This is a genomic window from Mesorhizobium sp. LEGMi-168a (genome assembly GCF_058312955.1).
Genome location: NZ_JBZEGV010000004.1, coordinates 85,844 through 110,631, shown reverse-complemented (window position 1 = coordinate 110,631; position 24,788 = coordinate 85,844). Strand labels below are relative to the sequence as shown.

General features: G+C 64.6%; 24 protein-coding genes. 20 read left to right on the top strand and 4 right to left on the bottom strand.

From position 1 onward, the window contains the following. Positions 1–4 precede the first annotated feature (4 nt). From pcaF to AC4FWB_RS07775, 3 genes are read right to left on the bottom strand one after another with little or no spacing between them, the layout of a single operon-like run. The gene (pcaF, locus tag AC4FWB_RS07785; protein WP_491025366.1) at positions 5–1,210 is read right to left on the bottom strand and encodes a 3-oxoadipyl-CoA thiolase; all 1,206 of its coding nucleotides are present in this window, start codon (positions 1,208–1,210) and stop codon (positions 5–7) included. Continuing rightward, positions 1,211–2,008 (bottom strand): CoA-transferase subunit beta, encoded by a 798-nt coding sequence (locus AC4FWB_RS07780; RefSeq protein WP_491025365.1) that lies wholly within the window; start codon positions 2,006–2,008, stop codon positions 1,211–1,213. It lies immediately after the preceding gene. Then, positions 2,005–2,862: a CoA transferase subunit A gene (locus AC4FWB_RS07775; protein WP_491025363.1), complete on the bottom strand. Its 858-nt coding sequence runs from the start codon at positions 2,860–2,862 to the stop codon at positions 2,005–2,007. Before AC4FWB_RS07775 ends, AC4FWB_RS07780 begins: the two co-directional genes overlap by 4 nt. A gap of 107 nt (positions 2,863–2,969) precedes the next feature. Here AC4FWB_RS07775 and AC4FWB_RS07770 point away from each other — a divergent pair, with 107 nt between their 5' ends. The 8 genes from AC4FWB_RS07770 to AC4FWB_RS07735 all read left to right on the top strand — a co-directional run bounded on the left by AC4FWB_RS07770 (position 2,970) and on the right by AC4FWB_RS07735 (position 10,413). Further along, a complete protein-coding gene (locus tag AC4FWB_RS07770) occupies positions 2,970–3,740 on the top strand; it encodes an IclR family transcriptional regulator domain-containing protein (RefSeq protein WP_491025362.1) in 771 nt (256 codons plus the stop codon). 93 nt (positions 3,741–3,833) lie between these two features. Continuing rightward, entirely contained in the window at positions 3,834–4,559 is a 726-nt protein-coding gene (locus AC4FWB_RS07765; protein ID WP_491025361.1) for a GntR family transcriptional regulator, read from the top strand. A 2-nt stretch (positions 4,560–4,561) separates the two neighbouring features. Continuing rightward, a complete protein-coding gene (locus AC4FWB_RS07760; protein WP_491025360.1) occupies positions 4,562–5,593 on the top strand; it encodes an ADP-ribosylglycohydrolase family protein in 1,032 nt (343 codons plus the stop codon). Continuing rightward, positions 5,590–6,564 (top strand): PfkB family carbohydrate kinase, encoded by a 975-nt coding sequence (locus AC4FWB_RS07755; protein WP_491025359.1) that lies wholly within the window; start codon positions 5,590–5,592, stop codon positions 6,562–6,564. Before AC4FWB_RS07760 ends, AC4FWB_RS07755 begins: the two co-directional genes overlap by 4 nt. Before the next feature lie 40 nt (positions 6,565–6,604). Next, positions 6,605–7,663, top strand: coding sequence for an ABC transporter substrate-binding protein (locus AC4FWB_RS07750; RefSeq protein WP_491025358.1), 1,059 nt, complete (start codon positions 6,605–6,607; stop codon positions 7,661–7,663). Positions 7,664–7,691: 28 nt separating this feature from the next. After that, positions 7,692–8,561, top strand: a complete 870-nt coding sequence (locus AC4FWB_RS07745) for an ABC transporter permease (protein WP_491025356.1) — start codon at positions 7,692–7,694, stop codon at positions 8,559–8,561. Further along, positions 8,561–9,349 (top strand): ABC transporter permease, encoded by a 789-nt coding sequence (locus AC4FWB_RS07740; protein WP_491025354.1) that lies wholly within the window; start codon positions 8,561–8,563, stop codon positions 9,347–9,349. Before AC4FWB_RS07745 ends, AC4FWB_RS07740 begins: the two co-directional genes overlap by 1 nt. Continuing rightward, positions 9,349–10,413 (top strand): ABC transporter ATP-binding protein, encoded by a 1,065-nt coding sequence (locus tag AC4FWB_RS07735; protein ID WP_491025353.1) that lies wholly within the window; start codon positions 9,349–9,351, stop codon positions 10,411–10,413. Before AC4FWB_RS07740 ends, AC4FWB_RS07735 begins: the two co-directional genes overlap by 1 nt. 6 nt (positions 10,414–10,419) lie before the next feature. Here AC4FWB_RS07735 and AC4FWB_RS07730 read toward each other — a convergent pair whose 3' ends face one another. Beyond that, on the bottom strand, positions 10,420–11,448 hold the full coding sequence (locus AC4FWB_RS07730) for a LacI family DNA-binding transcriptional regulator (RefSeq protein WP_491025352.1): 1,029 nt from the start codon (positions 11,446–11,448) through the stop codon (positions 10,420–10,422). A 354-nt stretch (positions 11,449–11,802) separates the two neighbouring features. Here AC4FWB_RS07730 and AC4FWB_RS07725 point away from each other — a divergent pair, with 354 nt between their 5' ends. The 12 genes from AC4FWB_RS07725 to AC4FWB_RS07670 all read left to right on the top strand — a co-directional run bounded on the left by AC4FWB_RS07725 (position 11,803) and on the right by AC4FWB_RS07670 (position 24,771). Then, the gene (locus tag AC4FWB_RS07725) at positions 11,803–13,416 is read left to right on the top strand and encodes an extracellular solute-binding protein (RefSeq protein WP_491025351.1); all 1,614 of its coding nucleotides are present in this window, start codon (positions 11,803–11,805) and stop codon (positions 13,414–13,416) included. An 81-nt stretch (positions 13,417–13,497) separates the two neighbouring features. Beyond that, positions 13,498–14,358 carry a carbohydrate ABC transporter permease gene (locus AC4FWB_RS07720; RefSeq protein WP_491025350.1) on the top strand — a complete coding sequence of 287 codons (861 nt, stop codon included), beginning with the start codon at positions 13,498–13,500 and terminating at the stop codon, positions 14,356–14,358. Continuing rightward, positions 14,355–15,314: a carbohydrate ABC transporter permease gene (locus AC4FWB_RS07715; protein WP_491025348.1), complete on the top strand. Its 960-nt coding sequence runs from the start codon at positions 14,355–14,357 to the stop codon at positions 15,312–15,314. The genes AC4FWB_RS07720 and AC4FWB_RS07715 overlap by 4 nt, the downstream gene beginning before the upstream one ends. After that, positions 15,311–16,396: an ABC transporter ATP-binding protein gene (locus tag AC4FWB_RS07710; protein WP_491025346.1), complete on the top strand. Its 1,086-nt coding sequence runs from the start codon at positions 15,311–15,313 to the stop codon at positions 16,394–16,396. The genes AC4FWB_RS07715 and AC4FWB_RS07710 overlap by 4 nt, the downstream gene beginning before the upstream one ends. 3 nt (positions 16,397–16,399) lie before the next feature. Beyond that, positions 16,400–17,470: an ABC transporter ATP-binding protein gene (locus AC4FWB_RS07705; RefSeq protein WP_491025345.1), complete on the top strand. Its 1,071-nt coding sequence runs from the start codon at positions 16,400–16,402 to the stop codon at positions 17,468–17,470. A 35-nt stretch (positions 17,471–17,505) separates the two neighbouring features. After that, positions 17,506–18,594 (top strand): Gfo/Idh/MocA family protein, encoded by a 1,089-nt coding sequence (locus AC4FWB_RS07700; RefSeq protein WP_491025344.1) that lies wholly within the window; start codon positions 17,506–17,508, stop codon positions 18,592–18,594. A gap of 35 nt (positions 18,595–18,629) precedes the next feature. Next, positions 18,630–19,544 (top strand): sugar phosphate isomerase/epimerase family protein, encoded by a 915-nt coding sequence (locus tag AC4FWB_RS07695; RefSeq protein WP_491025343.1) that lies wholly within the window; start codon positions 18,630–18,632, stop codon positions 19,542–19,544. 65 nt (positions 19,545–19,609) lie between these two features. Further along, entirely contained in the window at positions 19,610–20,554 is a 945-nt protein-coding gene (locus AC4FWB_RS07690; protein ID WP_491025342.1) for a sugar ABC transporter substrate-binding protein, read from the top strand. Between the two features lie 130 nt (positions 20,555–20,684). Beyond that, positions 20,685–21,635, top strand: a complete 951-nt coding sequence (locus AC4FWB_RS07685; RefSeq protein WP_491025573.1) for an ABC transporter permease — start codon at positions 20,685–20,687, stop codon at positions 21,633–21,635. A gap of 2 nt (positions 21,636–21,637) precedes the next feature. Continuing rightward, on the top strand, positions 21,638–22,414 hold the full coding sequence (locus tag AC4FWB_RS07680; RefSeq protein ID WP_491025341.1) for an ATP-binding cassette domain-containing protein: 777 nt from the start codon (positions 21,638–21,640) through the stop codon (positions 22,412–22,414). Positions 22,415–22,418: 4 nt separating this feature from the next. Next, entirely contained in the window at positions 22,419–23,600 is a 1,182-nt protein-coding gene (locus AC4FWB_RS07675) for an aldose 1-epimerase family protein (RefSeq protein ID WP_491025339.1), read from the top strand. A gap of 85 nt (positions 23,601–23,685) precedes the next feature. After that, positions 23,686–24,771, top strand: coding sequence for a fatty acid desaturase family protein (locus AC4FWB_RS07670; protein ID WP_491025572.1), 1,086 nt, complete (start codon positions 23,686–23,688; stop codon positions 24,769–24,771). The last annotated feature ends 17 nt before the right edge of the window (positions 24,772–24,788 follow it).

Genomic DNA, 24,788 nt, shown 5'->3' with positions numbered 1-24,788 from the left:
ACCGTCACACCCGCTCCAGCGCGATCGCAATGCCCTGGCCGACGCCGATGCACATGGTGGCTAAAGCAAGCTTGCCGCTGCGCTCGCGCAGCTCAAGCGCCGCCGTGCCGGTGATGCGGGCGCCCGACATGCCAAGGGGGTGACCAAGCGCGATTGCCCCGCCATTCGGATTGACGTGCGCAGCGTCCTCGGCGATGCCGAGTTGGCGCAGCACCGCGATGCCTTGCGATGCAAAGGCCTCGTTGAGTTCAACCACATCGAACTGATCGGGTGTCAGGCCGAGGCGGCCACAGAGCTTTTTCGTCGCCGGCGCCGGACCGATGCCCATGATGCGCGGCGCGACGCCAGCGACGGCGCCCCCGAGGATGCGGGCGATCGGCGCCAGGCCATGTTTCTTCGCCGCCGCTTCCGAGGCGACGATGAGGGCGGCCGCGCCGTCATTGACGCCGGAGGCATTGCCGGCGGTCACCGTGCCGCCCTGCCGGAACGGCGTCGGCAGTTTGGCCAGCGCCTCGACGGTCGTGCCGGCGCGCGGATGTTCATCCTTCGACACGACAACCGGATCGCCCTTTCTCTGCGGGATGGTCACGGGCGTGATCTCTTTCGCCAGCCGGCCATTGGCCTGCGCGGCCACCGCCTTGTCCTGGCTGCGTACGGCGAAAGCGTCCTGGTCGGCGCGCGAGACGGAAAAATCCTCGGCGACGTTCTCGCCGGTCTCCGGCATGGAATCGACACCATACTGTTTCTTCATCAGCGGGTTGATGAAGCGCCAGCCGATAGTGGTGTCGTAAATTTCCGCATTGCGCGAGAAGGCGGTGTCGGCCTTCGGCATAACGAAAGGCGCGCGGCTCATCGATTCCACGCCGCCGGCAATCATCAACTCGGCCTCGCCGGCCTTGATGGCGCGCGCGGCGATGGTAATGGCGTCCATGCCGGAGCCGCACAGGCGATTGACGGTCGAGCCCGGGATATCCTGGGGCAGGCCGGCCAGCAGCAGCGCCATGCGCGCGACGTTGCGGTTGTCCTCGCCGGCCTGGTTGGCGCAGCCATAGACGACATCGTCGACCGCCGCCCAGTCGACGCCGGGGTTGCGCTCGACCAGCGCTTTCAGCGGGATGGCACCGAGATCGTCGGCACGTACCGAGGACAGCGCGCCGCCGAAGCGGCCGATCGGCGTGCGGATGTAATCGCAAATGAAGGCTTCGGCCATCTATGCAGCTTTCCCTTTGGCGGTCCCTTGATGCGCCGCTTTGGTGCGGGCCTGCAGGTCGCGCAATGTCTTCAGCTCGAGTTCCGTCGGGGCCGGCGTCTCGTCAAGGGCCTCGGCGAATTTTACGACCCAGCCACAGGTCGCCTGAACCTGCTCGCGGGTGACGCCAGGATGCAGCGACACGACGGTGAATTCCTTGGTCACCGGGTCCGGCTTCCAGATGGCAAGGTCGGTGATCAAAAGCGTCGGGCCGGCCGTATCAATGCCGAGGCGCTTGCGATGGTCGCCGCCCTCGCCGTGGCCAAAAGAGGTGAAGAAGTCGATCGTCTCGACCATGCCGCGCTTCGACTGCGCCATGGTAATGTAGACCTGTTTCGACGAGGTGGCGATCTCCGGTGCGCCGCCGCCGCCGGGCAGCCGAGTCTTCGGATGCGCATAGTCGCCGATGACGGTGGTGTTGATGTTGCCGTACTTGTCCAACTGGGCCGCACCCAGGAAGCCGATCGAGATGCGGCCACCCTGCAGCCAGTAGCGGAACATCTCCGGCACCGCGACCGTGGTCACCGCCGTCTCGCACAATTCGCCATCGCCGATGGACAGCGGCAGCACGTCCGGCGCGGTGCCGATCGTGCCGCTTTCGTAGATCAGCGTGATGTCTGGCGCATGCGTCAGCCGCGCGACATTGCAGGCGGCCGACGGCGCGCCGATGCCGACGAAGCAGACGTCCTCGCTTTTCAGCGCGCGGCTGGCGGCGATCGTCATCATCTCGTTGGGGGTGAAATCCAGACCGTCGCTCATGCGGCTTTCCTCAGATGCTCGACGCGGGCGGCGAAGTCGTCCGCGGTGCTTTCGATGACGTTCTTCTGCATCCACGCCTGGAAGCGGTCGCGGTCGGCGGCGATCTCCTCCCATTCGAGATAGGCGGCGTTGTCGCGTTCGTAGTAGCCATGCGTGTAGGAGGGATGCGAGCCGCCGGGCACGACCGCGATCGCCGCGATCGTCCAGCCCGGCAGCACGGTGAGGTTGGGATGGAGGTCGTCGAAATTGTCGACCACTTCCTCGACCGTCACCACGGCGCGCTTTGCCGAAAGCACGGCTTCCTTCTGGATGCCGATGATGCCTTCGACCAGCACATTGCCCTTCCGGTCGGCCTTTTGCGCGTGGATGAAGGTGACGTCGGGGCGGATCGCGGGAACGGCGGCCAGCACCTCGCCGGTAAACGGGCAGGTGATGGACTTGATGTTAGGATTGACCGCTGCCAGGCCGGCGCCGCGATAGCCGCGAAACACGGCGCAGGGCAGGCCGGCGGCACCAGCCTCATAGGCATTGGCCATGCCGGCGTGGCTGTGCTCCTCGACCTCTATCGTGCGCGGAAAACCGTTCTCGATGGCGTCGCGGGCGCGCCTGAGCAGGCCGACGCCCGGATTGCCGACATAGGAGAAGACGATCTTCTTCGCCATGCCCATGCCGATCATCTGGTCGTAGATCAGGTCGGGCGTCATGCGGATCAGCGTCAGGTCGCGAAAGCCCTGGCGGATTGCCTCATGCGCGGCGGCGGTCGGGATCAGATGGGTGAAACCTTCGAAGGCGACCGTATCGCCGTCATGCAGGTTCTCCGCGACAGCCTCTTTCAGCGGCAGGAACTTGACCATCGTGGCGGCTCCGGAGATGTAAAAGTTCGCATTGCGAACATTAGTTTCCTATGTGATATTCTTATCGTGCCGTCCTGACCAGAGTCAACGCCAGCCAGGAGACGTCCATGGAAGACGAAGCAGCATCGCGGGATCATGTCGGCTCGCTGGAACGCGGCCTGGCAGTGATGGAAATCCTTGCCCGCCATCCGGCCGGCATGACGCTGACCGAGATGGCCGAGGAAGCGGGCCTGACTCGCGCCGGCGCCCGCCGCTTTCTGCTCACGCTGGCTGCCACCGGCTACGCGACGCAATCGGGCCGGTTGTTTTCGCTCTCGCCGCGCCTTTTGACCGTCGCCCGGACATGGCTCAGCGGCGCTTCGCTGTGGGCCTTCGCGACGCCCATCATGCGCGAGGTGGCGGGTCTATTCGACGAGGCCTGCAACGCGGCGGTGCTGTCGGGCGAGGACGTCGTCTATGTCGCCCGCATTCCCGGCCGCCGCATCCTGAGCGTTGCGCTCGATGTCGGCACGAGGCTGCCGGCCTATTGCACGTCGATGGGACGCGTGCTGCTTTCCGGCCTGGCGGCGGATGAATTGACGGCCTTCCTGACGCAAGCGACCATCGAGCGGCGGACGCCGAAGACGATCACCGGTCGTGCCGCGCTGGGCAAGGCCATCGACAAGGCGAGGGCGGACGGCTTCGCCATCGTTGACGAGGAACTGGAACTCGGCCTGCGCTCGATAGCCGTGCCGATCAACGACCGTGCCGGCCGCTCCGTTGCCGCCATCAATGTCTCAACGCAATCGGCGCGTTTCTCGGTCGAAACGATGGAACGCGAGATCCTGCCGGTGCTGCTGAAGGCAAAGCGGCGGGTGGAAGAGTTCTTCTTCGTCTAGCGTTCGGTTGATTGTCCGGCAGAGTGCCGTTGACGCTTGCTTTCAGATGCGCTAATGAACAGGATTATACAGGTTCATTGAACAGGTATCGATATGGTCCGTCGCGCGACGCAGCTCTCCCCCGGCACCGGCAAGCCCGAGCAGATCGCGACGGTTCTGGAGCATGAGATCCGCTCCGGCATGCTCGGCTTCGGCGACCGCCTGCAGAGCGAGAACGAGCTCGTGCAGCGCTTCTCCGTCAGCCGCAATACGGTCCGCAAAGGGCTCGAAGAACTGTCGAATCGCGGGCTCATCACCACGAAAGTCGGCATCGGTTCCTTCGTCACTTTCGACGGCATGCCGGTCGATGACGCGATCGGCTGGTCGCGCGCGCTCGCCAATGCCGGCGCCAATGCCGAAACCCGGACGCTGAGGCTCGAGATCATCGAGGACGCCGAGCTCGCGGCAAAACTCGGTGTCGAGAACCCATCCTTCATTGCCGTCGATCGCGCGCGCACCAACGCCGATGACGGTCACGCCATCTCGATCGAGCGCAGCCGCTTGCCGCTATCGCCCGAATTGGAAGAGGTGCCGTTGCGCGGACTGCGCGAAGGCACGCTCCACCAGACGTTGCGCGGGGCAGGGCTCGTTCCCGATCATGGCGAGGAATGGGTCGACATCGAGATGCTCAGCGCCGCCGATGCCGCGATCCTCGATTGCGCGCCGGGCACGCCCTTTTTGCGCACGCGGCGCCTGACCCGCGCCGCCGATGGCCGCGCCATCGAATTCGTCACCAGCCTGCTCAACCCGGCGCATTTCGCCCTGCATCTGGAGTTCTGAGCATGGCGGCCGACGCACTTGACCGGGCAATGGGGGCATTAATCGGCGGGGCGCTGGGTGACGCGCTGGGCATGCCGACGCAGCTTTTGTCGCCCGACCGCATCGCTGAACTCTACGGCCATGTCGAGGACTTCGTCGCGCCCGCCGCCGATCATCCGGTGTCGAAAGGGCTGCCGGCCGGCGCCATCACCGACGACACCGAACAGGCGTTGCTGCTCGGCCGCATTCTGATCAGCTCCGGCGAGCGCTTCGACCATGCGCGCTGGGTCAACGCGCTGCTCGGATGGGAGCGGGATGTAAAGGCGCGCGGCAGCTATGACCTGCTTGGGCCGTCGACCAAGCGCGCCATCGACGCCATCAATGACGGCGTGCCGGCGGAAGAGGCGGGGCGAGGCGGCGACACCAATGGCGCGGCGATGCGCATCGCGCCGGTCGGCATCACGATGTCGCCCGAGCCGCTTGACGCGCTGGTCGCCAAAGTGGCGGAGACCTGCCGGGCCACGCACAACACGTCGATCGCCATTGCCTCCGCCGCCGCGGTCGCTGCCGCGGTCAGCCTTGGTGTTTCGGGCGGCGACTGGCGCGCGGCTTCCGGTCATGCCGTCGCGGCGGCAAAGCTAGGTGCCGCGCTCGGCCATTGGGTTACCGGGGGCGACATCGCGGCGCGTATCCTCTGGGCGCAGGAACTCGTCCGTGGCAAGGGAGACAAAGAGGCAGTCCGGTTGATCGTCGACCTGATCGGCACCGGCGTCGCCAGCCAGGAATCGGTTCCGGCGGCATTCGCCGTGCTGGAGGTGGCGCAAGGCGATGCATGGCAGGCTGCCGTCATCAGCGCCAATCTCGGAGGCGACACCGACACGATCGGCGCCATCGCCGCCGGCATGGCGGGGGCCTGCTCGGGCTTGTCGCGGCTGCCGCAGGATCGCATCGCCAGGCTCAAGGGCATCGACCTTGCCGAGGTCCGCGCGCTGGCCGTCGACCTGGTCGCGGCGCGAACCGCGAAGGCCGGCTCGGGCAAGGAGGCTGCCGCATGAGCGGGCGTCTCGTCCATGTCGGCAGCGCTGTGGTCGACTATGTCTACCGCATCGATACCTTGCCGGCGCCGGGCACCGAAAAGACCGCGACGAGCTACGCCCGGGTGGCCGGCGGCGGCTTCAACATGATGGTCGCGGCGAGCCGCACCGGCATGAAGGTCGCGTTCGGCGGCCAGTTGGGTACCGGACCGGACGGCGATTTCCTGCGCGCTGCTTTCGCCGTTGAAGGCATCGAGACGCTGACGCCACCGTCGCCTTTGATGGACAGCGGCAATTGCGTCGCCATGATCAGCGGTGACGCCGAACGCACTTTTGTCTCATGGCCGGGCGCTGAAAGCGTGCTCACGCTCGACATGATGGCGCCCGTCCAAGTCGTTCCGGGCGATTGGGTTTTCGCCTCCGGCTATACGCTGAGCTATCCCGGCAGCCGCGACGCGCTCGCTGACTGGATCGAGGCGCTGCCGGCGGAAATTCCCTTCGTCTTCGATCCGACGCCAGTGATTGCGGAGATTCCGCGCTCGATCCTGGACCGGGTGCTCGCGCGCACGACCTTGCTGAGCTGCAACACGAATGAAGCGGCCGAAATCGCCGGCGCCGGTGATGCCCAGACGGTTGCCATTCGGCTTCTGGCCGAGCACTGCCAGAATGCAGCAGGCGTCGTCATCCGCGCCGGGGCGCATGGCTGCCTGGTGCGGATGGCCGACGGCGGCACGCGGGCGATCCCCGGTTTCGAGGTCCCAGCCGTCGACACCAACGGCGCCGGCGACACCCATATCGGCGCCTTCGTCAGCGCATTGGCGCGCGGCCTGCCGCCTTGCGAGGCGGCCCGCTACGCCAACGCCGCGGCGGCACTTTCCGTGACCCGCCATGGCGGATCTTCGGCGCCGACGGATTCAGCAATCCAGGAATTCCTGAGCCATCGCGATCAAGCGACGACCGCGCATGGCCAGGAGGAAGCGACTGCGACTTAACAAGCCCGTCAACCGGGCAAACAATGAGAGGAAAACAAACATGCGCATGCCCAGACTGACCGCTTTTCTGACGGCGACCGCCGTCTTCGTTTCCGCCCTTGCCGCACAGGCCGCCGAAGAAGTGCATGTGCTCAACTGGAAGGGCTACGGCGCCGACGAGCCCTGGGCGGTCGCCAATTTCGAGAAGGCGACCGGCTTCAAGGTGGTCAACGACTTCTTCAATTCCGAGCAGGAGATGCTGACCAAGCTGAGGACCAATCCGGGCCTCTACGACGTCGTCATGATCAACGCCGCCTTCAACGACCAGGCGATGGCGGGCAAGCTGATCCAGCCGATCGACACATCGAAGCTCTCCAACTATGCCGACGTCAGCAAGGATAAAGCCGGCTCGCCGATGCTCAACCATGACGGCAAGGTCTATGGCGTGCCGTGGGTGTGGGGTCTCACCGCCTTAGCCATCAACGAAAAATCCTTCGACAAGCCACCGACGAGCATCGCCGAGATGTGGGATCCGGCCCACAAGGGCCGCGTCATCATCCGCGACGACGCCGTCGAAGCGGTGCAGTTCGGGGCGATTGCCAGCGGCCAGAACATCAACGACATCAAGGATATGGATGCGGTCAAGGCAAAGCTCACCTCGCTGATGCCGCAGATCAAGACCTTCTGGAGCTCGGAGAACGACTGGAACCAGATGGTCGCCTCCAACCAGATCGACATCGGCACCTATTGGAGCGGCTCGGCCGACCGCGCCAAGACGCATTTCAAGCTGCCGGTCGAGCTGGTCATCCCGCAGGAGGGCGCCGTCGCCTGGCTCGATGCCTTCTCGATTCCCGCCGGCTCCAAGAACGTCGCCGGCGCCGAGGCGTTCATCAACTACATGATCGACCCGAAATTCTACGTCGAATGGGTCACCAAGGTCGGCGCGCCGGTTTCGGCCAACACCAAGGCGGTGGAGGCGCTGCCCGAGGACGCCTTCAACCGCAAGGTGATGGGCAGCCCGGAGGTCGCCAAGCGCATCCAGTTCCAGGCGCCGGTCACCGACGAGCAGCGCGAGAAATACCTGGCGCTCTGGCAGGAGCTGAAGGTCAACGTGAAGTAACCGGCGTTTTTCGGGGAGGAGAGGCAAAATGGCTGACCAGCTTGCGATCGGTCCGCGCCGCGGGCTGAGGCCGGCCCTGCCGCTTCTCCTTCCTGCCTATCTGTGGCTGACGGTGGCGATCTTCCTGCCGCTGTCGGCCATGGTGTTCTTCTCCTTCATGACCGACCTGCCGCTCGCAGGGAAGGAATGGGCGTTCACGCTCGGCAACTACGCGGCCTTCTTCTCGCAAAGCCTCTATCTGACGCTTCTGCTGGCTTCGCTGCGGCTCGGCCTCGAGGTCACGCTGTGGTGCGCCGTCATCGGCTATCCGGCGGCCTATGTGCTGGCCAAGGTTCTCAAGGGCCGCAGCCGCGAGGCGATCTTCCTGCTCGTCATCCTGCCGTTCTGGTCGAACGGGCTGGTGCGCATCTTCTCCTGGGCAATGGTGCTGCGCGAGGGCGGCATCCTCGACACGGCGCTCAACGCCGTGCTGCCGTTCAAGATCAACATCGATCTGATGTATTCCTATCCGGCCGTGATCATCGGCCTGGTGCACTCCTATGTGCCCTACATGGTGCTGACCTGTTATCTGACGCTGCAGGCGATCGACGACTCGCTGATCGAGGCCGGCCGCTCGCTGGGCGCGTCGCGGTTGCAGGTGCTCAAGCGGGTGATCATCCCACTGTCGATGCCCGGTTTGATCGCAGGTGCGGCGCTGATCTTCGTGCCGGTGGTCGGCTCCTTCATGGAGCCGCGCATCCTCGGCGGCCGCACCGGCACTTTTTACGGCACCATCATCGAGGACCAGTTCGTCGCCGTCTTCAACTGGCCGCTGGGCGCGGCGCTCTCCTTTATTCTGCTCGCCGTCGTGCTGATCATCCTGGCGCTGGCGGCACCGGTCTTGCGGAGGGCCGGTTGATGGCGACGACGCGCATGCTTGAATGGCTCGGGCGCTTCTACATCGTGCTTTTGCTCGGCTTCCTCTATCTGCCGATCATCATCATGGCGCTGATGTCGTTCAACGCCTCGCCCTTCTATCAGTTGCCGCTCGAATGGACGACGGACTGGTATGCTTCGCTCTGGCAGAACGACCAGCTGATCGCGGCGACCTGGAACAGCATCGAGATCGCGGTTACCACGACGATCATCTCGACGGTGCTGGGCTCGATGGCGTCGCTCGCGCTCTACCGCTACGAGTTCCACGGCAAGAAACTGCTGCAGGCGCTGCTGTTCCCGCCGATCGCCATTCCCTGGCTGATCACCGGCACGGCGATGCTGATCTTCTTCTTCGGCATCGGCATCGGTCGTGGCTTGGTCGCCATCCTGCTCGGCCATGTCGCGCTGGCGCTGCCTTACGTCATCGTCGTCGTCTCCGCCCGGCTGCAGACCTTTGCCCCGGAGCTGGAGGAGGCGGCGCGTTCGCTGGGTGCCAACCAGTGGCAGGTGACGGTCCGCGTCACGCTGCCATGGATCATGCCCGGCGTCATTGCCGGCGGGCTGTTTGCCTTCGCCGTGTCGTTCGACCAGTTCGTGGTCTCGTATTTCCTGTCGACGCCCGGCCAGACGACGCTGCCGGTCGAAATCTATGCCGCGATCCGCAAGGGCTTCACGCCAGAGATCAACGCGGTGTCGACGATCATCATCGTGGTGTCGATGGCGCTGATGCTGCTCACGGCGCGCTTCTTCAAATTCGGCGGAGAAAAATAATGGCCGGCGTCCGGGTAGCCAACGTCTCCCGCAGTTTTGGCGCGCACAAGGCGCTGGACGACGTCTCGATCGATTTTCCAGATGGCGGCTTCTACGCGCTGCTCGGACCGTCGGGCAGCGGCAAGACCACGCTGCTCCGGCAGATCGCCGGCTTCGACTTTCCCGATTCCGGCCGCATCGCCATCGGCGGCGAAAGTGTCGAGCGCGTGCCGGTCGAGAAGCGGCGCATCGGCATGGTGTTCCAGAACTATGCGCTGTTTCCCAATATGAGCGTCGCCGACAATGTCGCCTTCGGCCTTTCGGTGCGCGGCGAGCCGAAGGCGGCGATCGCCGCCGAGGTGCAGCGCGCGCTCGACCTCGTCCAGCTCGGCAAGCTCGGCAGCCGCCGGCCGCATCAGCTCTCCGGCGGCCAGCGGCAGCGCGTCGCGCTGGCGCGCGCCATCGTCACCAAGCCGCGCGTGCTTCTGCTCGACGAACCGCTCGGCGCGCTCGACAAGGCGCTGCGCGTCGACATGCAGATCGAATTGAAGCGCATCCAGCGCGAGATCGGCATCACCACCATCTTCGTCACCCACGACCAGGAAGAGGCGCTGACGATGAGCGACCGCATCGGCATCCTGCGCGACGGCAGGTTGGTGCAGGAGGGGCCTCCAGAGGAGATCTACGACAGGCCGCAAAGCGAGTTCGCCGCGACCTTCCTCGGCGACGCCAACATCTTCCGCGGCGATGCGACCGGCAACGGCATAAGGCTGTCGGATGGCACAGCTATCGCCGCCGCTTCGGGTGCGTCTGTCGCGGCGGGCGCAAAAGCAAGCTGCGCGGTGCGGCCGGAGCGCATCAAGATTTCGACCGGCACGGCAAAGCCTGATGCAGGCAATGCCAACACGCTCAAGGGGCAGGTCTCCAAGCGTATCTTCGCGGGTAACAACAGCACCTATTTCGTCGAGCGAGATGGTCAGACTTTGAAGGTGATCGTCCAGAACACCGGCGCCGAACGCCTCGCTGAGGGCGAGCCGGTAGTGCTGAGCTGGTCACCGGAGAGTACGGTTCTGATAGGCGCCTGATACAGGTCAAATCTCCGGGATGCTTTCGCGAAAGATCACCTGCAGCCGTGGCTGGTGCAGCTCATAGGGCAATCCCCTGACGGCGTGGGACAGGATGTTGAGCGCTTCGCGCGCCTCGACGCGCGGGTTCTGGTCGATCACTGCGTCGAGCGTGCCGTCGAGCAGGAGCTCCTTGGTGCCGTCGGTCACCTCATGGCCGAGAAAGAGGATGTCTTTTGCGCGGCCATGCTCTTTGAGCGCGCGGGCGATGCCGGTGTTGCCGGCGCCGACATTGTAGATCGCGGCAAGGTCGGGATGGCGTTCCAGCAGGGCCGAGGCTTCGGAATAAGCCTTCTCGCGGTCGTCGAGCATTTCGCGCATCTCGACGATCTCGAGGTTGGGCGATTCCTCGGTCAGGATATGGCGGAAACCCATCTCGCGTTCCTCGTGGCCGCGATAGGCGAGAGAGCCGGCGAACAGCGCGACCTTGCCCGGACGGCCGGCGCCCATGAAGCGGTTGAGCAGATAGCCGGCAAGCCGGCCGGCGGCGCGGTTGTCGATGCCGATATAGGCGACCCGCGGCACATGCAGGATGTCGGAGGCGATGGTGACGACCTTGACGTCGCTGGCCGACAGCGAGCGGATCGCCTCGCGCACCGTCGGATGATCGAGCGCGATCACGCCGACGCCTTGCGTCTGTCCATGCAGGTCCTGCAGCAGGCGGGCGAGCCGGTCGGGATTGAAGCCTTCGATCGTCGTCACGCGCACATCAAGATCGGGCCGCGTCTGCGCCTGGGCCTCGATGTGGCGATGCAGCAGCTTGATGAAGGAGTTGGTGCCGGCGGGCAGCGCGAAGTCGAGCCTGATCGTCTGCCCCGGCACGGATCGTTGCGGCGTCCCGTTCGGGGTCTCGGCAATATAGCCAAGGCGTTGCGCCATCTCGATGACGATCTCGCGCGTGCGCGCCCGCACACCGGGACGGTTGTTGAGCACACGGTCGACCGTGGCTGGAGAAACGCCGGCTTCCCGGGCTATGTCTGTCAGGGTTGACCGCACGTCGAGCACCTCATCGCAAGCATCAAAATCACGCAGCTGCCAATCCGTTCCGGAAAACCGCTCAGCCGCAGCCGCGATTCTGATGTGAAATGATGTAACCGGCCTTGGCCCGCACGCAAGCCGACGCGTTACACAAGGCAGCGAAGGCCCGGCAAAGCCGGCCGGATCGATGCAAGAATCCCTCAAATCCACGCAATGGGTGCGACGTGACTGGCTCGGCGAACTGCATTCTCTCCCTCATTTGCGATCTTATGACGTGTTTTGAGTATTTATGATGTTGACAGGCTCGATATGGTTCCGTCAATATCCCTCATAAGGGCCATGGAGGAACAGGCCCTTGAGGGAGGAGTTCCAATGACTGATTTGATCCGCGTCTCGCGGCGCCGTCTGCTGGCGTCCGGAGGAAAGGCGGCGGTGCTGGTTGCCGCGGCCGGCATTGCCCCGCAATTCATTCGCCCCGGCCGCGCCTTTGCGGCCGACGCGCTGGCCCCCGGCATGATCGGCGGGCCGACCGGCTTTGACGGTGCCGAACGCTACCAGTACGGGCCAGAGACACCGGAAGGGCGCGCCATCGAGGCGATCAAGGCGATGAAGGGCGCCGGCAAGGCGCCGGCCAAGATCGTGCTCGGCCTGTCGGACGGTTCGATCGGCCAGTTGACGCAGCCGTTCCCGGCGGGAGCGCCGTCGATCAAGGATCTGTGGGAAAAGGAAACCGGCATTCCGCTTGAAATCGTCGGCGTGCCGAATGGCCAGGAATTCACCAAGACGATGCAGGACATCTCCACCAAGGGTGGGGCCTATGACATCTATGCGGTGGAATGGAACCGCCTCGGCGACCTCGCCGAAACCGGCGGCATCATCAAGCTCGACGACTTCGTCGCCCAGCACAAGCCGGAATGGGACGATCCGGAGCGCGGTTACGTCAACGGCGCCAAGGGCGTGTCGCTGCTCAACCAGTATCGCGGCTCGACCTACGGCGTGTCGCTGGACGGCGACTTCCAGACCTGGGTCTACCGCACGGATCTGTTCGGCGACGAGGCCGAGAAGAAGGCCTTCAAGGACAAGTACGGCTACGATCTCGCGCCGCCCAGGACCTGGAAGCAGCATGGCGACATCGCCGCCTTCTTCCATCGCCCGGACAAGGGCCTGTTCGGCTCGACCGACCTGCGCAACCAGGGCTGGGGCTACACCAACTGGTACCAGCGCTACGTCTCGATGGCTTCGCCCAACCAGTATTTGTTCGACGACGCAGGCAAGCCGCTGATCAATTCCGAGCAAGGCATCGCGGCGACGAAGGAATATGTCGATTCGCTGGCGCATCATTCGCCGGACGCGATCTCGTGGGGCTGGCCGGAGCAGTATGGCAATTTCGCCAAGGGCGGAGCGGCGATGACCTGCGCCTTCTCCAACCTGCCAAAATTCCTCGATAATGCCGGCAACAAGGATTCGCTGGTCACCGGCAAGATCGGCTCGATGCTGCCGCCCGGCCGCGAGATCGACGGCAAGCTGGTCAGCCGCTCGGTGCTGTGGCTCAACCTGTCGGCTTCGGTCTCGGCGCAGTCCAAGAATCCGGAAGCCTGCTACCTCTTCCTGCAGTGGCTCGGATCGAGCCGCATCTATGCCTGGATGACGGCCAACCCGGGCGGCTATTTCGATCCGTTCCGCCTCTCGGACTTCTCCGATCCGCTGGTCCGCCAGACCTATCACGCCTACCACATGGACGTGGTGCGCGAGACGGTGGCGCGCACGGTGCCGACCATCAACTATCCAGGCGCGACGGCCTTCCACAATGCGCTCGATGAGAATCTCGTCGCCGCGCTGACCAAGGCCAAGACGCCGGAGCAGGCCATGGCCGACACCGAGGCAGAGTGGAAGAAGATCGCGCGGCGCACCGGCGAGGACAAGCTCCTCGAAGCCATCAAGACCAACAAGGAGGCCTGGCCCACGGTTCTCGACTCGATCGCCTGATCCGTCTCCCTGGATCAGAAAAGGAGGGGAGGGGCGAGCGCTCCTCCCCTTCGCAAGCAACGCCACCAGCAAAGCAGCCAGATGAAGCGTTCCATTCCTTTCGAGATGTTCCGCTACGCCGCGATCTTCGCGGCGATCGCGGTGACGCTGGTGCCGATCCTGTGGATGGTGTCGATGGCCTTCAAACCGATCGGCGAGTGGTCGGCCACAGGCGCCGACCTGACCTGGTGGCCGAAGCATCCGACGCTTGCCAATTTCCAGTTCGTGTTCGGTGAATCCACCAACAGCCTGATCGTGGCGCTCGACCGCACGGCGCTGAAGCCGATCCTGTCGTCGCTGCTCTCGGCGGTGTTCGGAACCGCGATCGCCATGTCGGCGGGCACCGCGGCCGCTTACGGCCTGTCACGTTTCGGCTCCGGCCAGAACCTGCCGCTGGCGCTGATCCAGCTCAGGCTGTTTCCGCCGATGGCCGTGATGATCCCCGTGATGATCATGTGGTCGTTTCTCAACTTCACCGACAGCTGGTGGGGCCTGGCGCTGATCTACGGCATCGTCACGCTGCCCTTTGCCTTCTGGCTGATGAAGACCTTCTTCGACGACATGCCGCGCGAGATCGAGGAGGCAGCGCTTGTCGAGGGCTGCTCCCGGCTGCGCGTCTTCACCCGCATCACGCTGCCGATGATGCGCGCACCGCTGGCGAGCGCCGCGCTCTTCGTCTTCATCCTCAACTGGTCGGACTATCTGATCGCGCTGCTGCTCACCACGCGCGAATGGGTGACAATCCCCGTCTACATGGCGTCGCTGTCGTCCTCGATGACCGGGCAGCTCTATGGCGCCAAGGCGGCGCTCGGCCTGATCGCGGCGGTGCCGCCGGTGATCATGGGCATCGCCATCCAGCGCCATCTGGTGCGCGGGCTGACCTTCGGAGCGCTCAAGCAATGAGCGCGGTGACCGCCACGATTTCGGAGGACGAGATGGGCGCCGCGCGCGGCAAGCCGGCTCTGCGGGACGAAGGCGCGCGGCTGGGCTTCCGGCTGACCTTGCCGGCGCAGATCCTGGTGCTGTTCATTTCGGCCTTCCCGCTCCTGATGCAGCTCTACATCAGCGTCACCGACTGGTCGCCGCTTTCGGGCATCGGCTGGTGGAACGCCTGGGAGATGTGGAACAGTTTCGCCAACTACACCGACCTTGCGGCCGACACGCGGTTCTGGAGCGCCCTGCAGCGCACGGCGATCGTCATGCTCGTCTGCGTGCCGGCGGAGTTCCTGCTGGGCCTGGCACTTGCGACGCTGTTTGCCGACGACTTTCCCGGCAAGCGGATCTTCTATTCGATCCTGCTGATGCCGATGATGGTCGTGCCCGCGGTCGCCGGCTATATGTTCTTCATGCTGTTCCAGTCGGGCGGCCCGGTGAACGACATCCTGTCGCGGATCATCGGCACGCCCGTCACCATCGCCTGGCTTTCCGATCCGACGCTGGCTCTGATCGCCGTCATGATCGCCGACATCTGGCAGTGGACGCCGCTGATGTTCCTGATCCTGCTCGCCGGCCTGGTTGGCGTGCCGGAGGACCAGATGAAGGCGGCGACGCTGCTCGGCGCCAATGCGTGGCAGCGCTTCACCACCATCGTGCTGCCGAAGATGAAGACGATCATCATCATCGCGCTGGCGATCCGGGTGATCGAGAACTTCAAGGTCTTCGACACGCTCTACATCATGACCGGCGGCGGTCCCGGTGTGGCCACCGAGACGATCTCGGTCTACATCTACAAGGTCACCACCCAGGACCTGATCTGGGGCTATGTGGCGGCCATCGCTCTCGCCATCCTGATCGTGCTCTCGGTCGTCGCTGTCTACGCCATGAAGCGTATGGCACGGGCGCGTGAGGTGCCGGCATGAGCGCGATCCACCTCGAGAACCTGGTCAAGAAATTCGGCGACTTCACCGCGCTGAAGACGATGGACCTCGAGATCGCCGACGGCGAGTTCATGGCGCTGCTCGGGCCTTCCGGCTGCGGCAAGTCGACGACGATGAACATGATCGCCGGCATGGAGGAGCCGACCGGCGGAAAGATCCTGTTCGGCGAACGCGACATGGCCGGCGTGCCGATGGGGCGGCGCGGCGTCGGCTTCGTCTTCCAGAATTACGCTATCTTCACCCATATGACGGTGCGCCAGAACCTCGCCTACGGGCCGAAGATGCGCGGCGCTGCCAAGGCCGAGATCGACCACCGTGTCGGCGCGATTGCCGAGATGCTGCAGCTTTCGCCGCTGCTCGACCGCAAAGCGGACCGGCTGTCCGTCAACATCCTGCAGCGCGTCGCGATCGGCCGCTCGGCGATCATGGAGCCGGCGATCTTCCTGCTCGATGAGCCGCTGTCCAACGTCGACGCCGCGTTCCGCGCGGTGATGCGCACCGAGCTCAAGCAACTGCAGCGGCAGTTCAAGCAGACCATGGTCTATGTCACGCATGACCAGCTCGAGGCGATGACCATGGCCGACCGCATCGCGGTGATGGATCACGGCGTGCTGCAGCAGGTCGGCACGCCGCTCGAGGTCTACAACAATCCGGCCAATGTCTTCGTCGCCCGCTTCATCGGCGCGCCGGGCATGAACCTGCTCAGGGGCAGACCCGCGACAAGCGATCGCGGGCTGGTGATCGATCTCGGGCCGCTTGGCATCACGCCGCCCTTGCCGGAGGAACTCGCTCCGGCCGTGCGCGCGGTGCGCGGAGAGGTGCTTTACGGCTTCCGGCCGGAGCAGGTGACGCTTGCCGAGCGCGGGCTGCCGATGCCGGTGAGCTTCGTCGAGAGGATCGGCGCGCGCACCATCGTCCACCTTGGCGAGGGCGACAGCGCGGTGAAGGCGGTGTTCGAGAACGATGTCGGCCTGTCGATCGGGCAGACGGCGATCGTCGCGCCGCCGGCTTCCTCGGTGCGCGTCTTCGACGCCGCCAATGGCCTGGCAATGAAGGCGGGCTGAGACATGGCCGATATCGTTTTCCGCAATGTCACGAAACGCTACGGCAAAACACTTGCCGTCGACGATGCCTCGTTCACCGTCAACGACAACGAGTTCTTCTGCTTCTTCGGCCCGCCGCTGTCGGGCAAGTCGACGATCCTGCGCCTGGTGCTCGGATTGGAGGCGCCCGACGAGGGCGAAATCCTGATCGGCGGCAAGCCGGTGAACAGCGTCTCGCCGGCGGAACGCAACGTCGCCATGGTGTTCCAGAACCTGGCGCTGTTCCCGCATATGAGCGCGCGCGACAATGTCCGTTTCCCGCTGGTCGAGCGCAAGGTCGCTGAAGCCGAGATCGAGAAGCGCCTCGCCGATGTCGCCGCCAAGCTCCACATCGGTCATATCCTGCACAAGCCGCCGGCGCAGCTTTCCGGCGGCGAGCGGCAGCGCGTGGCGATCGCACGGGCCCTGGTGCGCGACCCGGCCGCCTATCTGATGGACGATCCGATCTCGGCGCTCGATGCGCGGCTGCGCGAGGAGACGCGCGTCGAGCTGAAGCGCATCCAGCGCGAGCTCGGCAAGACGCTGATCTATGTCACGCATGACCAGGAGGAGGCGATGTCGGTCGCCGACCGCATGGCGATCCTGGAGAACGGCCGCATCAGGCAGATCGGCGCGCCGGCCGAGATCTACGATCGTCCGGCAAGCGCCTATGTGGCGCGCATGCTCGGCTCGCCGGTGATGAACATCCTGCCCTCGGTGCGCGGCGCCGGCGGGGTCGAGGCGGCCGAAGGGACGATCCGCATCGCCGACGCCAAGGCGCCGGCCGAGGCGATCGAGATCGGGCTCAGGCCCGAAGACATCAAAGTGCGTCCGTGGGCAGACGATGAGACGGCGGATGGGGGCAAGGGCCGCCCGGCACGAGTGTTCGAGGTCGAGCCGCTCGGCGGCTACACCGTGGTGACTTTAGCCGCCGGGCAGGCGCGGGTGAGGGCACTGCTGCGCGGCCAGCCCGACATCAGGCCGGACGCGGTGGTGGCGATATCCTGCGAGCCGGCCCGCGTGCATTATTTCGGCCAGGACGGAGGCGCGTTGTGACGGCCGCCGCGAGGACAGAATTTCGGGAGGAAGAGATGGCAAGCAAGGGCTTCGAGCCGGACGTCAAGGTTCGCACCAAGGATTACAAAATCGGTTGCGTCGGCGCCGGCATGATCATGGCCGAGTGCCATCTGGCGGCCTACAAGGAAGCCGGCTTCCCGGTGGTGGCGATCGCCTCGCGCACCAAGGCGAATGCTGAGAAGGTCGCCACCCGCTGGGGCATTCCGACGGTGCACGATACGCCGGAACAGCTGATCGAGGATCCGAACGTCGAGATCATCGACCTTGCCTTCCCCCCGGACCAGCAGCCGGCGCTGATCCGCCACGCGCTGAAGCAGAAGCACATCAAGGCGATCCTGGCGCAGAAGCCGCTGGCACTGACGGTGGAGGAAGCGGTCAAGCTGCGCGACGAGGCGGCCAAATCCGGCAAGATCCTCTCGGTCAACCAGAACATGCGCTACGACCAGTCGATGCGCGTCCTGAAGCAGATCATCGACAATGGCGAGCTTGGCGACATCGTCTTCGCGCAGATCGACATGCACGCGATCCCGCACTGGCAGACCTTCCTCGAGGATTACGACCGGCTGACGCTCGCCAATATGAGCGTGCACCATCTCGACGTGCTGCGCTTCCTGTTCGGGGATCCCGACGAGATCACGACGCTGACGCGCAAGGACCCGCGCACGCGCTTCGATCATTCCGACGGCATCACGGTATCGACGCTGCGCTTCCCGTCGGGCGTGCTCGCGGTGTCACTGGAGGATGTGTGGTCCGGCCCGCGCCAGGACGGTTACAAGGACGATCAGCACATCAACTGGCGCGTCGACGGCACCAAGGGCGTAGCCAAGGGCACCATCGGCTGGCCGACGGGCGCGGCCTCGACGCTGACCTATGCCTCGGCCGAGACGACCGGCGGCGAATGGGTGAGCCCAAGCTGGGAGACGATGTGGTTCCCGCAGGCCTTCATCGGCGTGATGGAACAGCTGCAGCACGCGGTCAAGACCGGCACGCCGCCGGCGCTCTCCGTTGCCGACAACGTCAAGACCATGGCGCTGGTCGAGGCGGGTTACCGCTCCATCGCCTCGGGCCGCACCGTCAAGCTTTCCGAAATCTCGACAAACTGAATCAACTGAATCGCTTACAAGGAGGAATTCACACCATGATGCAGGCAGGCATTTTCACGGGGTATTTCCCGTACGGCCTCGAAGAGACGGCGCGGAAGATCCGCGGCCTCGGCTTCAACACGGTGCAGCTCGATCTGCATTTCAAGGATATCGATCTGTCGGCGGGCCAGATCACCAAGGACAAGGCGAAGAAGGTGCGCGACACCTTCCGCGACCATAACCTGCCGGTCTGCTGTGTGTCGGGCTATACCAACATCATCCATCCGGACAAGGCGGAGCGCGAGAAGCGCGTCGGCTATCTCAAGGAGATCATCCGCAACGCCCGCCATTTCGGCTCGCCTTACGTGATCTCCGAGACCGGCACCTACAATACCGAGTCCGATTGGGTGCATCACCCCAAGAACAAGACCGAGGAAGGTTTTGAAGAGTGCCGCAAGGTGATCGCGGACCTCGCCCAGACGGCCTATGACCACGGCGCGGTCTTCCTGCTCGAAACCTATGTCAACAACGTCGTCGGCTCGGTCGAGGAAACGGTGAAGATGTTCGCGCAGGTCGACCATCCCGGCCTCGGCCTGCTGATGGACCCGACCAATTATTTCGAGACCCACAACATCGACCGGATGGACCAGATCCTGAACCAGGTCTTCGACACGCTGACCGACAAGATCAAGATAGCGCACGCCAAGGACGTCAAGCGCTCGGGCGACGACAAGTCGGAGAAGCATGCCGATATCGGCGACGCCGACGCGATGGAAAGCCACACCTTCCGCGGCGTTGGTGAGATCGAGCTGCCGGCGCCGGGCCTCGGCTCGCTGAACTACGATCTCTACCTCAAGCGTCTGGCCGAGAAGCACCCGAACATCCCGGTCATCATTGAGCATCTGTCGGAAGACGACGTGCCGCGCGCCAAGAAGTTCCTCGACGGGAAGTTCCGAGAGAACGGGCTGTGAGGCTGCGCCGCGCCGCCTTTCGGGCGGCGCCGGCACCTTTGTCAGATATGAGTGGAGGAAACGAGATGATGAAGTTTGGATTGAAGCTGGCGGCCGCGGCGACTTTGCTTGCCGGCGTTGCGTTGGGATCGGCCGCGCAGGCGCAGGACGGCCAGAAGACATTTTACCTTTTGTCGCATGGCGGTCCCTCGGACGCGTTCTGGATCGACTGGAATGCCGGCGCCACCAACGCCTGCGACCAGCTCAAGGTGACCTGCAAGATCTCCTTCAGCGGCGGCGACATGGCGGCGCAGAAGGAGGCTTTCAATGCGGCGCTTGCCGCCAAGCCGGACGGCATCGCCACAACCTCGGCGCAGCCGGGCCTGTGGACCGAGGAGGTGAAGGCGGCCAAGGCAGCCGGCGTCCCGATCGTGTTCTTCAACACCGACGATCCGGCAACGGGCCGCCAGGCCTATGTCGGCGCCGACCTCAAGGAAGCCGGCGCGATCTGGGCGAAGTATCTCGTCGACCACAAGATGGTGAAGCAGGGCGACAAGGTGTTCCTGCCGGTCGAGGTTCCCGGCGCCAGCTATCAGCAGCTCGAGACGGAAGGCATCGCCGGCGTCTTCGATCCGCTCGGCATCAAATATGACGTGGTCGACTGCGGCACCGATCCGGCCGGCATCATCGCCAAGATGACCGACTATATGGTCGCCAACAATCCGCCGGCGATCATTGCGCTCGGCGACTCCGTAGCGGCCAGCGTGAAGCGGGTGTTCGACGGCGCCGGCATTCCGGCGGGCAAGATCCCGGTGGTCGGCTGGGGCAATTCGAAGGAGACGGCCGAAGCGGTCAAGGACGGGTTCGTCAACGCCGCCGCCTGGCAATATCCGTCGGCGCAAGGCTTCATGCCGGTGGCACTGCTCGGTCTCGCGGCTTCGGGCGAGCCGATCGGCTACGACATCCACACCTTCGGTCTCTACGACGCCTCCAGCGTCGAACCGATCCTGAAGCTCTACGACAAGAAGTAAGGAAATCGGCGTCCGCCGCGCGAGCGGCGGGCGCCATGCAGAAAGCATGGTTCAGCAAGTCATGGTTCATCAAATCGGGGCAGTCACCGTGGAAGACGGCGCACGAAGCGCGAAGGGCAGGCCCGGCCTGATGCGCTCGCCGCAATTCTCCTCCTTCGTCATTCTCGTCGCCCTTCTCGTGGTGTTCGCGGTCGCCGACGGCAACTTCCTGTCGCCGCTCAACATCTCCAACATGATGGCCTTCCTGCCCGAGCTCGGCATCATCGCGCTCGGCATGACGCTCTTGCTCACCGCCGGCGAGTTCGACCTGTCGGTCGGCGCGGTGTTCGCGCTGGCGCCGGTGGTGGTCATGCTGCTGGTGCAGAACACCGGGGTCGATATCGGCGTGGCGCTGCTCGCCGGGCTTCTGCTCTGCATCGCGATCGGCGCGGTCAACGGCGTGATCGTCACCAAGATCGGCATCTCGTCCTTCCTGGTGACGCTGTCGATGCTGCTGATCGTGCGCGGTGCCGCGCTCTACATCACGCAGGGCTTTCCGCTGAAATCCTGGAATGAACCGGGGTTCTTCGTGACGCTGCTCGCCGGCAGCTTCAATGTCGGTTCATTCCGTTTCTACACCTCGCTCTGGTGGTTCATGGGCCTGTCGCTGCTTGCCGTCTATGTGCTGCGCTACGCCAAGCTCGGCAACTGGATCAGCGCCATCGGCTCCAACCGCAACGCCGCGGTGGCGCGCGGCGTGCCGGCCGACGCGGTCAAGATCTGGCTGTTCATCCTGACCTCGGTGCTTGCCGGGCTTGCCGGCATGATCAGCGCCTTCCGCATCTCGGCGGCATCGCCCGTGGCGGGCACGGGTTACGAGCTCGAAGTGATCGCGATGGTGGTGGTCGGCGGCACGGCGCTGACCGGCGGCCGCGGCACGATCCTCGGCACCATTGTCGGCGCGCTGATGCTGCGCACGATCCGCAACGGCATCGTGCTCGTCGGCGTGCCTGGGCTGGCCTACAACATCTTCGTCGGGGTCATCATCCTCGCCATGCTCATCCTGCACGCTCTGCTGCAGAAAAACGCCGCAAGGAGCTGACGATGATGCAGGAAGTGCTCCGGCTGCAGAATCTGCAAAAATCCTTCGGCAGCGTGCGCGCGCTGAAGAGTGCTTCGCTGACGCTTAGAGAAGGCGAAGTGGTGGCGCTGCTCGGCGACAACGGCGCCGGCAAGTCGACACTGATCAAGGCGATCTCCGGCGTCTTCCCGATCGATCGCGGCGACATCTATGTGCGCGGCGAGAAGGTCTCGATCCGCTCGACGCGCGAGGCGATGGATCTCGGCATCGAGACCATCCACCAGGATACGTCGCTGGCGCCGGACCTCAGCATCGCGCGCAACCTGTTCCTTGGGCGCGAGCCGGTCAATCTGAAATGGCTTGGCGTGTTCGCGCCGCTCGACCTCGCCAAGCTGCGCGATGCTGCCTCGGCGCTTTTGAAGCGCGTCGGCATCTCGAAGAAGCTCGACGCCGACGCCCTGGTCTCGACGCTTTCCGGGGGCGAGCGCCAGTCGATCGCGATCTCGCGCGCCATGCAATTCGCCGCCAAGGTGATCATCCTTGACGAGCCGACCAACAATCTCGGCGTCGAGGAGACGCATGGCGTGCTGCGCTTCGTCAAGGAGATGCGCGCGGCCGGTCATTCGGTGCTCTTGATCACCCACAACATCCACCACGTGTTCGAGGTTGCCGACCGCATCATCGTCATGCGGCGCGGCGAGATCGTCGCCGAGCAGACCGTCGCCGACACCGATCTTCTGACCGTGGAAAGCTTGATAACCGGCGCCGATATGTCGGCCCTGATGAAAATGGCGCAGTGACGGCATGGTGATGCTTTACGGACAGACGCTTTCGCGGCGGCAGGTCGCCGAACGCTCCGGCATGCTGTCGCAATTCGCCGGCGTGCGGCTGATGACGCTTGGCGACGGCGTCGAGCGCGGCATCCGCATGCTCGAATTCCGCACCGGCTCGGGCCTGCGCTTCACCGCGCTCGTCGACCGCGCGCTCGACATCGCCGATTGCGAGTACAAGGGCCAGGCGATCGGCTGGCATTCGCCGAGCGGCTTCCGCCATCCCGGGCTGCACGACTATGAAGGAGAGGACGGCTTTGCCTGGGGGCGGTCCTTCTCCGGCCTGCTCGTCACCTGCGGCCTCGACCATATACTCGGCCGCAACGAGGTTTCGGCCGAGAACTACAACTATCCTGGCCGCAGAACCGTGGTGCATTCGCTGCATGGGCGCATCGGCACCATTCCGGCGCGGCTGACCGGCTATGGCGAGCGCTGGGACGGCGACCGCTGTGTGCTGTGGGCGGAGGGCATCGTCCAGCAGGCAAGCGTGTTCGGCGAGGATCTGCATCTCATCCGCCGCATCGAGGCCGATGTCGGCGGCAACGAAATCCGGATTTCCGACCGCGTCGTCAATCACGGCTTCCACCGCACGCCACATATGTATTTCTATCACGTCAATGTCGGCCACCCGTTGCTCGACGAGGGCTCGCGCTACCTGGCGCCGATTCGTGACGTGGTATGGGCCGCGCATGCTGGCGAGCGCTACGAGGCGCAGAAGGTCGGCTACCGCAGCGTGCCGGCGCCGCAGCTCGGGTTCAGCGAGCAGGTCTGGCAGCACGAGCTCAGCGCCGACGGCAAGGGCGAGGTGCCGGTGGCCGTCGTCAACGATCGTCTCGGCCTCGGCTTCGAGGTCGTCACCCGCAAGGATCAGCTGCCCTGCTGCTATCAGTGGCAGAATTTTCAGGCCGGGCAGTACGCGCTCGGCATCGAGCCTTCGACCCACCACGTCCTCGGCAACCTTGCGGCGCGCGAGCGCGGTGAGATGATCTGGCTGGAGCATGGCGAAGTGCGTGCCTATGACGCGGTGTTCCGCGTCCTTGACGGCAAGGACGCGATCGCCGACGCGGAAGACAGGATCGCGGCCATCGCCCGCCAGCCCGAGCGGGATTATCCTCAACCCTCCGGCAGGTTTCCAAAACTGGCGGGCAGGGCATGAGCGCGACAGTTATCCATAGCGAGCCCTCCGGCCGGCGGACCGGATTGCCAGCGGTGCGCGAAGATTGGAGGCAAATGTGACGACGATGGCAAAAAAGCGCGACTACAGCCTTGTCGGTGAGAGTACTCGGCTTGCGATCGAGACCGGGCTCGCCTCGGCCGAGTGGTATCACACCGACGTGGCGCGCAAGACCATGAAGGAGCTGATGCAGCGCTCCGACGGGCCGGCGATCCGCGACACCATCATCTGGATCGCTGCCATCCTGGGTTCGGCCGCCGGCATCGTCTGGTTCTGGGGCACGTGGTGGGTCGTGCCGTTCCTGTTCGTCTATGGCGTGCTCTACGGCTCGTCGAGCGACTCGCGCTGGCACGAATGCGGCCACGGCACCGCGTTCCGCACGCGCTGGATGAACGACGTCGTCTACCACATCGCCTCCTTCATGCTGATGCGCAATCCGGTGCAGTGGCGCTGGAGCCATGCCCGCCATCACACCGACACCATCATCGTCGGCCGCGATGCCGAGATCGCCGTGATGCGGCCGCCGGATCTGCTTAAAGCGGCGCTCGCCTTCACCGGCATCCTCGATTTTCGCTATTCGCTGCCGACGCTGGCGCGCCAAGCCTTCGGCAAATTGTCGGACGACGAGAAGAGCTACATCCCGGAGATGGAACAGCATAAGGCGGTGATCGCCGCGCGCTGGCATATGGTCGTGTATGCCGCGACGATCGCTGTCGCGATCGCGCTTAAATCATGGATACCGTTGGTGCTGATCGGCCTGCCGCGTCTCTATGGCACCTGGCACATGGTGATGACCGGCTTGCTCCAGCATATCGGGCTTGCCGACAACGTCACCGACCACCGGCTCAACACGCGCACCGTCTACATGAACCCGATCAGCCGGTTTATCTACTGGAACATGAACTACCATGTGGAACACCATATGTTCCCGATGGTGCCCTATCACTTGCTGCCCAAGCTGCATGAGCTGATCAAGCACGACCTGCCCGAGCCGAACCCATCGATATGGCATGCCTATCGCGAGGTCTGGCCGGTGCTGCTCAGGCAACTGAAATATGAGGACTACTACCTCAAGCGCGAACTGCCGCCGACGGCCAAGCCTTATCGTGGCGAGTTCCACGATCTGGATATAACGGCGGCCGCGGCCGAATAGGCGGCACGTGACAATCC